The organism is Clavibacter sp. MX14-G9D, assembly GCF_032917815.1.
Taxonomy (GTDB): Bacteria; Actinomycetota; Actinomycetes; order Actinomycetales; family Microbacteriaceae; genus Clavibacter; species Clavibacter michiganensis_K.
This window is the reverse complement of the sequence record NZ_JAVCVL010000079.1, coordinates 1-10,763: the sequence shown is the minus strand read 5'-3', so window position 1 is coordinate 10,763 and position 10,763 is coordinate 1. Positions and strand designations below refer to the sequence as shown.

At 74.0% G+C, this 10,763-nt stretch carries 12 protein-coding genes; 8 read left to right on the top strand and 4 right to left on the bottom strand.

Annotated elements, in window-relative coordinates:
- Positions 1 to 99 precede the first annotated feature (99 nt).
- On the bottom strand, positions 100 to 999 hold the full coding sequence (gene ppgK / locus Q6969_RS08360) for a polyphosphate--glucose phosphotransferase (protein ID WP_317230012.1): 900 nt from the start codon (positions 997 to 999) through the stop codon (positions 100 to 102).
- Between the two features lie 473 nt (positions 1,000 to 1,472).
- On the opposite strand from ppgK, the gene Q6969_RS08355 reads away from it, so the two are divergent.
- Together Q6969_RS08355 and Q6969_RS08350 are read left to right on the top strand one after the other, a co-directional pair.
- On the top strand, positions 1,473 to 2,147 hold the full coding sequence (locus Q6969_RS08355) for a hypothetical protein (RefSeq protein WP_317230011.1): 675 nt from the start codon (positions 1,473 to 1,475) through the stop codon (positions 2,145 to 2,147).
- Positions 2,148 to 2,149: 2 nt separating this feature from the next.
- Positions 2,150 to 2,419, top strand: a complete 270-nt coding sequence (locus Q6969_RS08350) for a hypothetical protein (RefSeq protein WP_317230010.1) — start codon at positions 2,150 to 2,152, stop codon at positions 2,417 to 2,419.
- Between the two features lie 168 nt (positions 2,420 to 2,587).
- On the opposite strand, the gene purB is transcribed toward Q6969_RS08350, so the two are convergent.
- Together purB and Q6969_RS08340 are read right to left on the bottom strand one after the other, a co-directional pair.
- On the bottom strand, positions 2,588 to 3,970 hold the full coding sequence (gene purB / locus Q6969_RS08345; RefSeq protein WP_317230009.1) for an adenylosuccinate lyase: 1,383 nt from the start codon (positions 3,968 to 3,970) through the stop codon (positions 2,588 to 2,590).
- A gap of 12 nt (positions 3,971 to 3,982) precedes the next feature.
- Positions 3,983 to 4,513 carry a low molecular weight protein-tyrosine-phosphatase gene (locus tag Q6969_RS08340; RefSeq protein ID WP_317230008.1) on the bottom strand — a complete coding sequence of 177 codons (531 nt, stop codon included), beginning with the start codon at positions 4,511 to 4,513 and terminating at the stop codon, positions 3,983 to 3,985.
- Positions 4,514 to 4,688: 175 nt separating this feature from the next.
- Between Q6969_RS08340 and Q6969_RS08335 the strand changes: the two genes are divergently transcribed.
- Together Q6969_RS08335 and Q6969_RS08330 are read left to right on the top strand one after the other, a co-directional pair.
- A complete protein-coding gene (locus Q6969_RS08335) occupies positions 4,689 to 4,985 on the top strand; it encodes a hypothetical protein (protein ID WP_317230007.1) in 297 nt (98 codons plus the stop codon).
- Entirely contained in the window at positions 4,982 to 6,355 is a 1,374-nt protein-coding gene (locus tag Q6969_RS08330) for a hypothetical protein (RefSeq protein ID WP_317230006.1), read from the top strand. The genes Q6969_RS08335 and Q6969_RS08330 overlap by 4 nt, the downstream gene beginning before the upstream one ends.
- 8 nt (positions 6,356 to 6,363) lie before the next feature.
- Here the strand turns inward: Q6969_RS08330 and Q6969_RS08325 are convergent, their stop codons facing one another.
- Positions 6,364 to 6,759 carry a phage holin family protein gene (locus Q6969_RS08325; RefSeq protein ID WP_317230005.1) on the bottom strand — a complete coding sequence of 132 codons (396 nt, stop codon included), beginning with the start codon at positions 6,757 to 6,759 and terminating at the stop codon, positions 6,364 to 6,366.
- Positions 6,760 to 6,964: 205 nt separating this feature from the next.
- Between Q6969_RS08325 and Q6969_RS08320 the strand changes: the two genes are divergently transcribed.
- The 4 genes from Q6969_RS08320 to Q6969_RS08305 all read left to right on the top strand — a co-directional run.
- The gene (locus Q6969_RS08320; protein WP_396335527.1) at positions 6,965 to 8,014 is read left to right on the top strand and encodes a histidinol-phosphate transaminase; all 1,050 of its coding nucleotides are present in this window, start codon (positions 6,965 to 6,967) and stop codon (positions 8,012 to 8,014) included.
- Positions 8,015 to 8,023: 9 nt separating this feature from the next.
- Positions 8,024 to 9,136: a thiamine pyrophosphate-dependent dehydrogenase E1 component subunit alpha gene (locus tag Q6969_RS08315; RefSeq protein WP_317230004.1), complete on the top strand. Its 1,113-nt coding sequence runs from the start codon at positions 8,024 to 8,026 to the stop codon at positions 9,134 to 9,136.
- Between the two features lie 92 nt (positions 9,137 to 9,228).
- The gene (locus tag Q6969_RS08310) at positions 9,229 to 10,194 is read left to right on the top strand and encodes an alpha-ketoacid dehydrogenase subunit beta (RefSeq protein WP_317230013.1); all 966 of its coding nucleotides are present in this window, start codon (positions 9,229 to 9,231) and stop codon (positions 10,192 to 10,194) included.
- Between the two features lie 57 nt (positions 10,195 to 10,251).
- Positions 10,252 to 10,763, top strand: a 512-nt coding sequence (locus Q6969_RS08305) for a biotin/lipoyl-containing protein (protein WP_317230003.1), incomplete at its 3' end; no start/stop codon positions are given.

Genomic DNA, 10,763 nt, shown 5'->3' with positions numbered 1-10,763 from the left:
CGCGAGGCCGACCCGCAGGGCCGCGGGGCCGTTCCGCCGAGCCGGCCGCTGATCCGAGCCGCAGGAGGCCCGCCCGGTCAGTCGGCGTGACGCCCGCCGTCAGTCGGGGGCGACGCCCGCCCGGTGCGCGAGGAGCGCCGCGCCGACGAGTCCGGCGTCGTTCCCGCGGCTCGCCGCGATGATCTCGGTGTCGAGGTCGAGGAACGCGGAGAAGCGCCCGAACTCGTGGGCCGCGGCGCCGCCCACGACGATCAGGTCGGGCGACATGATCGACTCGAGGTGCCGGTAGTAGCGCTGGAGCCGCGCCGCCCACTCCTCGAACGTGATGCCCTCGCGTCGGACGGCGGAGAACGCCGCCTGCATCTCGTAGTCGCCGCCGTCGAGGTGGATGTGCCCCAGCTCGCTGTTCGGGATGAGGGTGCCGTCGTGGAGCAGGGCCGTGCCGATGCCCGTGCCCAGCGTGGTGAGGATCACGAGCCCGCCGCGACCCTGCAGCACGCCGTACTCGAGCTCGGCCACGCCGGCCGCGTCGGCGTCGTTGACGGTGAGCACGTCGATCCCGCTCCGCTCGCGGATGGCCGAGCGCGCGTCCATGCCGAGCCAGCGGTCGGAGATGTGGGCGGAGGAGCGCACGATCCCGTCGCGCACGATCCCCGGGACCCCCACGCCCACGGGCAGGTCCTCGTCGGGGGTGAGCTCGAGGACGATCTCGGCGATCACGTCCGCGATGTCCTCGGGCTCGCCGCCGACGGGCTTCCCGACCGTCATCCGCTCCGTGAGCCGGATCCCCGTGGTGACGTCGACGATCCCGGCCTTGAGGGTCGTGCCGCCGATGTCGATGCCGAGGGCGAGCCGGTCGCGCCGGGCCAGGGCCGCCGCAGCTCCCTCGGGCGCGGCGACGACGGCGCGGTCGACCGGGATGAAGCCGCCGGTCGCACGGCCGCCGGTCGCGTGGCCGCTGGCGGTTCCGGTTCGCGACGCGATCTCGGGCTGGGACACGGCGGGGCCTCTCGATTGCGGGGGACGGGGTGGTTCTACGGGGCTAGGCGGGGCGGTGCGGGCGGATCCGGGGCGGAGCCGGCGGGCACGGGTCGTGCGGGTGCGGGTGCGGGTGCGGGTGCGGGTGCTGGTGCGGCACCGGTGCGGGCGGCGGTCGCGATGGTCCGATCCGCGGGTGCCGCGCTCTCCTGCCGTCTCCCGCGTGATCCGCGCGACCGGCCGACCCGTACCGCGCATCCGTCCGGCGACGGCGACTCCGCCGTGCCGTCAGAACGCCCGGTTCGCGTAGACGATCCCGCACGCCACGCCCACGGCGCAGACGATGACGAGCCCGGCGACCGCACCGGCCGTCGCGGCGGCCAGACGGGGGAGGGGACTCGTCACGTCCCGAGCCTAGGCCAGCCGCGCGCGGGCGTCACCGCGGGCGTCCGCCCGAGCATCCGCCCAGGAACCCACCGAGTAGGCTGGCCCGGATGGAGAGAGAGGCTGCCGTGTCCGAGGACGAGCTGACGTTCCGGGCGGCGTACTGGCCCGTGCTCCTCCTGCGCGCACTGCCGGCCCTCGCTCTCGCCGCGTTCATCACCTTCTCCAGCGACCACTCGCCGGCCCTCGGCCTGACGGCGTTCGGCGTCTTCGCGATCCTCTCGGGCGCCATCACCGCGGGCCTCGGCGCGCGCGCCCTCCGCGGGCCCGCCGCCCGCCTCCGCACCAGCGCCATCGCGCAGGGCGCGCTCACCGTGGTCGCCGGGGTCGCCGCGCTCCTCGCGCGGGACGGGGGCGTGCTGGTGCTCCTCTACGTCGTGAGCGTCTGGGCCGCGATCACCGGCTTCCTCGAGCTCGTCGCCGGTCTGCGTTCACGCGGCCGCGTGCCCGGTGCGAGCGACGCGATCACCACCGGCGCGCTCACGGTCGTGCTCGCCGTCGCCTTCCTCCTGGTGCCGCCGGATCTCGTCGTGCAGTACGGCGGAGTCGAGCAGCGCGAGGGCCAGCTCACCGCGCCCGTGGTGGCCGTGGGCCTCCTGGGCGCCTACGCGGCGATCGTCGGGGTCTTCCTGGTCATCGCCGCCCTGAGCATGAAATGGGGCACCTCCACGCCCACCGCGACCTCCGCGGCGGACGCCCCCCGGACCACCGAGAGCGCGAGCTGACCGTGACTTCCAACATCCGCAAGGACCGCATGCGCCCCGCCGAGCTCCTCGGCATCGCCGCCGCGCTCGCCGTGTTCGTGGGCGTCATCGTGGCGCTCAGCACCCGTCCCGCCGATGGTCAGGGGTGGACGGTCGTGGTCGTGTTCACGGGCGTCGCGTTCATCGGCGCCCTCGTGATGCTGGCCATGCTCGCCCTGTCGTTCAAGCCGAACCGCGACGAGCTGCAGGACATGGACGAGCAGGACCACCCCGACCGGCCGACCCGGCACTAGCCGCGCGCGCAGGTCGCAGGGTCGCAGGTCGCCGGTCGGCCCGCATCCATCGCCTACCCGCCCACCGAGGGCCGTGAGCGCCGAGGCCCGGGCGGGCCGTGATCCCGATGGGATCCGGCCCGAGCGAGGCGCACGCGGCGGCCTCGCCCACGACCGGATCGCGACGGGTCAGAGGATGTGGTCGACCAGCTGCGACGCCAGGCCCGCGTATCCGGCCGGCGTCAGCTCGAGCAGACGGACCTTCGCCGCGTCGCCGATGTCCAGGCCGGAGACGAACGCGCGCATCTCGTCGCGCCCGACGCGCTTGCCGCGCGTGAGCTCCTTGAGCACGGCGTAGGGATCGCTGATGGAGCTGCGCCCCGCCACGATCTCCGTGCGGATGACCGTCTGGATCGCCTCTCCGAGGATCTCCCAGTTGGCGTCGAGGTCGGCGGCGAGCAGCGCGCGATCGACGTCGATCTCCTGGAGCCCTCGTCCGATGTTGTCCAGAGCGAGCAGCGAGTGACCGAGCGCGACGCCGACGTTGCGCTGCGTCGTGGAGTCGGTGAGGTCGCGCTGCAAGCGCGAGGTCACGAGCGTCGCCGCCAGCGAGTCGAGGAGCGCGTCGGAGAGCTCGAGGTTCGCCTCCGCGTTCTCGAATCGGATGGGGTTGATCTTGTGGGGCATGGTCGAGGACCCGGTCGCGCCCGCCTGCGGGATCTGCCGGAAGTAGCCCAGCGAGATGTAGGTCCACACGTCGGTGCACAGGTTGTGCAGGACGCGGTTCACGTGCGCGATGCGCGTGTACAGCTCCGCCTGCCAGTCGTGCGACTCGATCTGCGTCGTGAGGGAATTCCACACGAGTCCCAGGCCGGTGACGAACGCGCGTGACTCGGCGGGCCAGTCGACGGAGCCGTCGGCGGCGAGGTGGGCCGCGAAGGTGCCCGTCGCGCCGCTGAACTTGCCCAGCACCTCCACGTCCTCCACGTCGGCGCGGAGGCGCTCCAGCCGGTGCACGAAGACCGCGAGCTCCTTGCCGAGGGTGGTGGGGGTCGCGGGCTGCCCGTGCGTGCGCGACAGCATCGCGTCGTCGCGGAAAAGCAGCGCGCGCTCGCGGATGGCGCCGATGACCGCGACGAGCTTCGGCAGCCAGACCTCCCGCACCGCGCGGTCGATGACGAGCGCGTACGAGAGGTTGTTGATGTCCTCGCTCGTGCAGGCGAAGTGCGTGAGCTCGGCCACGTGCCCGAGCCCCAGCTCCTCGAGGCGGTCGCGCACGAAGTACTCCACGGCCTTCACGTCGTGCCGGGTGACGGCCTCCACGCGGGCGAGCGCGTCGATCTGCTCCTGCCCGAAGCCCGTGACGACCTCGCGGAGGGCGGCCTTCTGCGCATCCGTGAAGGGCGTGGAGGAGAGGAGCGAGCGGTCGGTCAGGTGGATGAGCCACTCGATCTCGACGTGGATGCGCGCCCGGTTGAGGCCCGCCTCCGAGAGGTGCTCGCCGAGCTCGGTGACGACGGGGGCGTAGCGGCCGTCGAGGGGGCTCAGCACCTGCGGGGGCAACGGGCTCATGCGGGTGATCTCCTAGCTGGGGAAACGGATCCCGGGCTCCACCTGCGTGAGGAGGGCCCGGGCGGCACGCTCTATCATCCCAAGAACCCGATCGAACATCGCCGCGTCCGTGTAGTACGGGTCGGGCACGTCCCGCAGGTGCGCCTGGGGAGGGTCGAACGACAGCAGCAGGTGGATCTTCGCGCGGTCGGCCTCCGTCCGGGCCCACTGGCGCAGCGTCCGCTCCTGCCCGCGATCGAACACGACCACCAGGTCGAGGTCCGGCAGCGTGTCCGCGTCGAACTGCTTGGCGCGGTGCGCGGTGCCCGAGAGGCCGCGTCGCTCCAGCGCCGCGAGCGTGCGCGCGTCCGCCTGCTCGCCCACGTGCCAGTCGCCCGTCCCCGCGCTCGTCACGGACACCCGATCCGCGTGCCCCGCGCGCTGCACCATGTCCCGGAAGACGATCTCCGCCATGGGGGAGCGGCAGATGTTGCCGGTGCAGACGAAGGCGATCCGGAAGACGGGTGGTGGTGCCGTCGGGGCCGGGGGGTCGGGGGCTCCCATGCGCTCATTCTGTCGGCTGCGATCCCTCCCCACACCCCCCGCGTGCGATGCCGTCCCCCGGACGCGCCGCCCGTGCCTCCTCGAAGCCGAGGGGCCGCACGATGCGTGGGGACGGGGACTGGGACGGGCACGGGGAGGCGACGCGGTGCGGGAACGAGCAGACGGATGGGGTGCGATGGCCGGCGGTGCGAGCGGCCCGGCGGATCCGCGGGGATCGGGGGCCACCCCGGGGCAGATGGTCGCCGAGGCGCGGTCGCGCGCGCACGCCCTCGCGGCCCTGGCGGACGCGGTGGCCGAGACGCGTCGTGCCATCGCGTGCTGCCGGGACGACCCGTCGTGGTCCGGCAGCGCGCACGACGCCTTCACGCGCTCCCTCGACGACCTCGCCGGCCACGTCGCGCGTGCGGCAGCCCTCCTGCACGACGCGCAGGCATCGGGATCGTCACCGGCCTGTCGAGGAGCGCACGCGTGACGGGCGGCGATGTGCCCGGCCTCACCGTCACGCAGGGCGGCGGCACCGCCGTCGTCACCGACGATCTGGTCCGGATCGCCGCGCGGCTCGACGACGCGGGGGAGCGCCTGGACACCCACGCCCGCGCGCTCGCCCTGCCGCCGCTCGTGGACACCGTCACGGGCCGGCACGACACGGCGCTCGACCCGCCCCGCGGCCTCCTGGCCTCCGCGGCGCACGACGCACGGGCGCTCGCCGTCGACCTGCGTCGGGCGGCCGCGGAGTACGCGGACGGCGAGCGGGACGTCGACCGGTGCGTCCGCGCCGCCGCGGGGCCCGGGGCCGGGCACATGGCCGAGGGTGCCGCCTCCGGCCCGATGGCCCTCGTCCGCGACGTCGGCGGGTCCTGGGTCCACGGGCTGCGGCTCCTGGGCCTCGGCGTGCTGATCGCGTCGCATCCGGACGGGCCCGCGCGGACGATGCTCCCGGCGGCCCTCCGCGACGCGGTCTCGGATGCGGCCGCCGCCGCGACGCGGTTCCTTCCGGCGCGTCCCTCCGGCGACGACGGGGTCCGGGAGACGGCCGCGGGGCTGCTCGCCGCGCTGGGCGTCGTCGGCGTCCTGCGCGATGCCCCGGCCGCCCTCCGCGCCCGGCCCGACGCCCTCCGCGCCGCTCCGACGACCTTCGCCGACCTCGCCGGCCGCATCCCGGATCCGGTGGCCGGCGCCGCGCAGATGCGCGTCGAGGAGTATCGGGCTCCCGGGGGCCGTCGCCGTCTCGTCGCCTACGTCGGCGGGATGCAGACCCTCGATCCCCGAACCGGACGCGAGGACTTCGGACCCGCGTCGGCGGCCGCGGCCCTCGGGACGGAGGGCGGATCCGCGGTGCGCGCCGCCGAGGCGGCGTTACGGCAGGCGGGCGCCACCGCCGAGGACGAGGTCTACGTCGTGGGGTACTCCATGGGCGGCATCGTCGCCCGCGCGGTCGGCGACGACCCGCGCTTCCACGTGGCGCACGAGCTCACCTTCGGCTCCCCCGTCGGACAGCTGCCGCTGCGGTCGGGGATCGACGGCGTGGCGGTCGAGCACACGGACGACCCGGTCCCGCCGCTCGGGGGCTCGCGCACCTCCGACGGCGCGGCGGGCGACGACGTCGTGGTCCGGTCCCGTGCCTTCGGACCCACTGCGGACGCCGGGGTGCTCGACGCGCATCAGCTCGACACCTACCGGGCGACCGCCGCGGAGATGGACGCCTCGCGGTCGCCGCTGCTGGCGGAGGCACGCGACGCGCTCCGCGGCTTCCTCGACGGCGCGACCCCGGTGGCCTCCCACCTCTACCGTGCCGAGCGCGTGTCCGGGGCGCCGGCGCCCGGGTCGGGCGCCGGCATGTGACCCGCGCGTCAGACCCGGGAGGTCACCGGCCGGATGACGAGGCCCACGAGCCAGCTGAAGAGCGCCATCAGCAGGGCGCCGAGCACGCCCCACCAGAACCCCTCGACCGTGAGGCCGAAGCCCAGCGCGTCCGAGATCGCCCCGACCAGGAGGAAGAGCAGCCCGTTGACCACGAGCGAGATGAGCCCCAGCGTCAGGACGTAGAGGGGGAACGCCACGATGCGGATCGCCGTGCCGATCACCCCGTTCACGACGCCGAAGATGGCGCCGAGCAGCAGGTAGGTGAGGACGGTCGCCGTCGTGTCGCCCGGTTCGTAGGCGGTCACGACGGTGCCGGAGACGATGAGGGTGGTGAGCCACAGCGCGACGGCGTTGACGACCACGCGGACGAGGAAGCGGGACATGCCCCGATCCTCCCAGACCCGGGCCGGACGGGCCATGGGCGCCGCCTCGGCCCGCCCGTAGAATCGCCCGGTGATCCCCGAACCCGCGCAGACGGCCCCGTCCCCCTCCCGCGAGGCGTCCGCGACGTCGGCGGACGCGTCCCCCTCGGGCGACGCCCCCCTCGACGCCCCGGCTCCGGTCCGCCTGCGGCCCGCCATCGCGGCCATGGTCGCGTACCGGCAGGGCAAGCCCGCCGGCGAGGACGACTTCAAGCTGTCGAGCAACGAGAACCCCTTCGACCCGCTGCCCTCGGTGCTCGCGCGCATCGACCAGGTGCGGGACGTCAACCGCTACCCGGACGCGGGGGCGACCCTGCTGCGCGCGGCGCTCGCCGAGCGCTTCGGCGTCACGGTCGACCACGTGCACGCGGGCGCCGGCTCCGTCGCCATCCTGTCCCAGCTCATCACCGCCGCCGCGGGGGCCGGCGACGAGGTGGTGCACGCGTGGCGCTCCTTCGAGGCGTATCCCACGCTCATCACGGTCGCGGGCGCCACGGGCGTCCCCGTCCCCAACCTGCCGGACCACTCCCACGACATCGACGGCATGATCGCCGCGATCACGGACCGCACGCGCGTCGTGATCGTCTGCACGCCGAACAACCCCACGGGCACGCTCGTGACCGAGCAGGACCTCGAGCGCCTCATCGCGGCGGTTCCGCGCGACGTGCTCGTGCTCCTCGACGAGGCGTACGGCGAGTTCGTCGACCCGGAGCATGCCCTCGACGGCATGCGCCTGGTCGGCGACCACCCGAACCTGGTGGTGCTGCGCACGTTCTCGAAGGCGTACGGGCTCGCGGGCCTCCGCATCGGCTACGCCGTCGGCCACCCGCGGATCCTCGACGCCGCGCGGTCCGCGGCCATCCCGCTGTCGGTCACGGGCCACGCGCAGCACGCCGCGCTCGCCTCCCTCGAGCACGAGGACGAGCTGCTGGAGCGCGTCCGGATCCTCGCCCGGGACCGCGACGAGGCATGGCGCGCGCTCACGGAGCAGGGCTGGGACGTCCCGCGGCCGCACGGCAACTTCGTGTGGCTGGCCACGGGCGCCGAGACGGCGCGCGTCGAGGCGCAGCTGGCCGCGGCCGGGCTCGTGGTGCGCGCCTTCGGGTCCGAGGGGATCCGCGTCACCATCGGCGAGCCGGCCTCTGTCCGGAAGCTACTGAACGCGTCGGCGGGAATTGTCCGGGGCCTGCCGGAGGGCCACCCGGCGCGCCGGTAGGTTGGGACGATGCCGGAAAGCGATGTGACGGTCCAGCTCCTGACCCCCTCGGGCGAGCTCGCGCCGAGCGACTCCGCCGAGGAGTTCCTCCCGTACTTCGAGCGACTCACGGAGGACGACCATCGCGGCTTCCTCCGCGACATGCGCCTCACGCGGGCGTTCGACCTCGAGGCCACGAACCTCCAGCGGCAGGGCCACCTGGGACTCTGGGCGCCGAGCACGGGGCAGGAGGCGGCCCAGGTCGGCTCGGGTCGGGCCACGCGCCCGCAGGACCATGTGTTCCCCGCGTACCGCGAGCACGGCGTGGCGCTCATCCGCGGGATCGACCCGGTCGACATCGTGCGCCTCATGCGCGGCGTGACGCACGGCGGCTGGGACCCGGCGGTCGGCAACTTCCACCTCTACACGCTGGTCATCGGCTCGCAGGCGCTGCACGCCACGGGCTACGCCATGGGCGTCGCCTTCGACGGCGACGTCGCCACCGGGGACCCCGACCGCGACACCGCCGTCATCGCCTACTACGGCGACGGGGCCACCAGCCAGGGCGACGTCAGTGAGGCGTTCGTCTTCGCGGCGAGCTTCCAGACCCCGCAGGTCTTCTTCCTCCAGAACAACCACTGGGCGATCTCGGTCCCCGTCGCCACGCAGTCGCGGACGCCCCTGTACCTGCGCTCCCGCGGCTTCGGCGTGCCGAGCACGCAGATCGACGGCAACGACGTCTTCGCCAGCTACGCGGTGACCGCGAAGCACCTCGACGACGCGCGGAACGGCGGCGGGCCCTCCTTCATCGAGGCGCTCACCTACCGCGTCGGCGCCCACACGTCGAGCGACGACCCCACGAAGTACCGCACCGACGAGGAGCTGCAGGGCTGGGTCGCGAAGGACCCGATCGCGCGCCTCGAGGCCTTCCTGCGGAACCAGGGCGCGCCGCAGTCGCTCTTCGACGGCATCGACGAGGAGGCGCGGGACCTCGCCGCCGACGTCCGCCGCCGCACCATCGAGCTCACGAGCCCCGCGCTGCCGGGCATCTTCGACCACGTCTACTCCGATCCGCACCCCGTCACGACGGAGCAGCGCGAGTGGCTGGAGCGCTACGAGGCCTCCCTGGGAGGGAACCGATGACCGACACCATCGACCGCGCGTCCGCCGCCGCGGCAGCATCCGCCGCCGCCGCCGCGACGACCGCTGACGGCGCGCCCGTCGGCATCGAGAGCATGCCCATGGCGAAGGCCCTGAACGCCGGCCTCCGCCGCGCGCTGGAGGAGGACGAGAAGGTCCTCCTCATGGGCGAGGACATCGGCCCGCTCGGCGGCGTGTTCCGCATCACCGAGCACCTGCAGCGCGACTTCGGCGCCCGTCGGGTCATCGACACCCCGCTCGCCGAGTCCGGCATCGTCGGCACGGCGATCGGGCTCGCGATGCGCGGCTACCGGCCGGTCTGCGAGATCCAGTTCGACGGCTTCATCTACCCGGCCTTCGACCAGATCACGAGCCAGCTCGCGAAGATCACGAACCGGCACGAGGGTGCGGTCCGCATGCCCGTCGTCATCCGCGTGCCCTACGGCGGCCACATCGGCGCCATCGAGCACCACCAGGAGAGCCCGGAGGCGTACTTCGCGCACACCCCCGGCCTCCGCGTGGTCAGCCCGAGCACCCCGCACGACGCCTACTGGATGATCCAGGAGGCCATCCGGTCCGACGACCCGGTCATGTTCTTCGAGCCGAAGTCGCGCTACCGGCCGAAGGGCGAGGTCGACTTCTCCGCGCCCGGCGTGGGCCTGCACGAGAGCCGCGTGGTGCGCTCCGGCACGGACGTGACCCTCGTGGGCCACGGCGCCATGGTGTCGATGCTGCTCCAGGCCGCGGAGCTCGCGGCCGAGGAGGGCACGAGCGTCGAGGTCGTCGACCTGCGCTCGCTGTCGCCCGTCGACTACGGCCCGATCCTCGAGTCGGTCCAGCGCACCGGCCGCCTGGTCGTCGCGCAGGAGGCGCCGGGCCACGTGTCCGTCGGCTCCGAGATCGCCGCGACCGTCATGGAGCGCGCGTTCTACTCGCTCGAGGCGCCCGTGATCCGCGTCTCCGGGTTCGACGCCCCGTTCCCGCCCGCGAAGCTCGAGACGCTCTACCTCCCGGATGCCGACCGCATCCTCGAGGCCGTCGACCGCTCGCTCGCCTACTAGACGCCGACCGCGTCACGACTCCCGCCGCCCGCGCGGCACGAACAAGAGGACCGCACGATGGCTGATTCCGAGTTCACCCTGCCCGACGTCGGCGAGGGCCTCATCGACGCCGAGATCGTCTCGTGGCGCGTCCAGCCGGGCGACCGGGTCGCGCTCAACCAGGTGATCGTGGAGATCGAGACGGCCAAGTCGCTCGTCGAGCTCCCCAGCCCGTTCGAGGGCACGGTCTCGGGGCTGCTCGTCCAGGAGGGCCAGACGGTCGAGGTCGGCACCCCCATCATCGCGATCGCGCAGGGCTCGCCGGGGCTGTCCGGGCCGGCCGAGACGCCCGCGCAGATGGCGCTGCCCGGCGAGACGGTGGTGGAGGACGACACCGCCATCGAGAGCCGCGAGCCCGTCGAGCGGCCCGCCCCCGCCGCCGAGGAGACCTCGGGCGCCGTCCTGGTCGGCTACGGCACCGCCGGCAAGGTCGCGAGCCGGCGGCGGCGCCCGGAGCCCGGCCCCCGAAAGGGGGGGGGGGGCCCGGCGGGCGCCTGGCCCCTCTCGTTCCCCACGATCCCCTGTTTGAG

What these genes read in the sequence shown, in the direction of transcription:
- Q6969_RS08315 (WP_317230004.1), top strand. Translation starts at nt 8,024, where the DNA reads ATGCCGGAAAGCGATGTGACGGTCCAGCTCCTGACCCCCTCGGGCGAG.
- purB (WP_317230009.1), bottom strand. Translation starts at nt 3,970, where the DNA reads ATGAGCCCGTTGCCCCCGCAGGTGCTGAGCCCCCTCGACGGCCGCTAC.
- Q6969_RS08335 (WP_317230007.1), top strand. Translation starts at nt 4,689, where the DNA reads ATGGCCGGCGGTGCGAGCGGCCCGGCGGATCCGCGGGGATCGGGGGCC.
- Q6969_RS08355 (WP_317230011.1), top strand. Translation starts at nt 1,473, where the DNA reads ATGGAGAGAGAGGCTGCCGTGTCCGAGGACGAGCTGACGTTCCGGGCG.
- Q6969_RS08310 (WP_317230013.1), top strand. Translation starts at nt 9,229, where the DNA reads ATGCCCATGGCGAAGGCCCTGAACGCCGGCCTCCGCCGCGCGCTGGAG.
- Q6969_RS08340 (WP_317230008.1), bottom strand. Translation starts at nt 4,513, where the DNA reads ATGGGAGCCCCCGACCCCCCGGCCCCGACGGCACCACCACCCGTCTTC.
- Q6969_RS08320 (WP_396335527.1), top strand. Translation starts at nt 6,965, where the DNA reads ATGGTCGCGTACCGGCAGGGCAAGCCCGCCGGCGAGGACGACTTCAAG.
- Q6969_RS08325 (WP_317230005.1), bottom strand. Translation starts at nt 6,759, where the DNA reads ATGTCCCGCTTCCTCGTCCGCGTGGTCGTCAACGCCGTCGCGCTGTGG.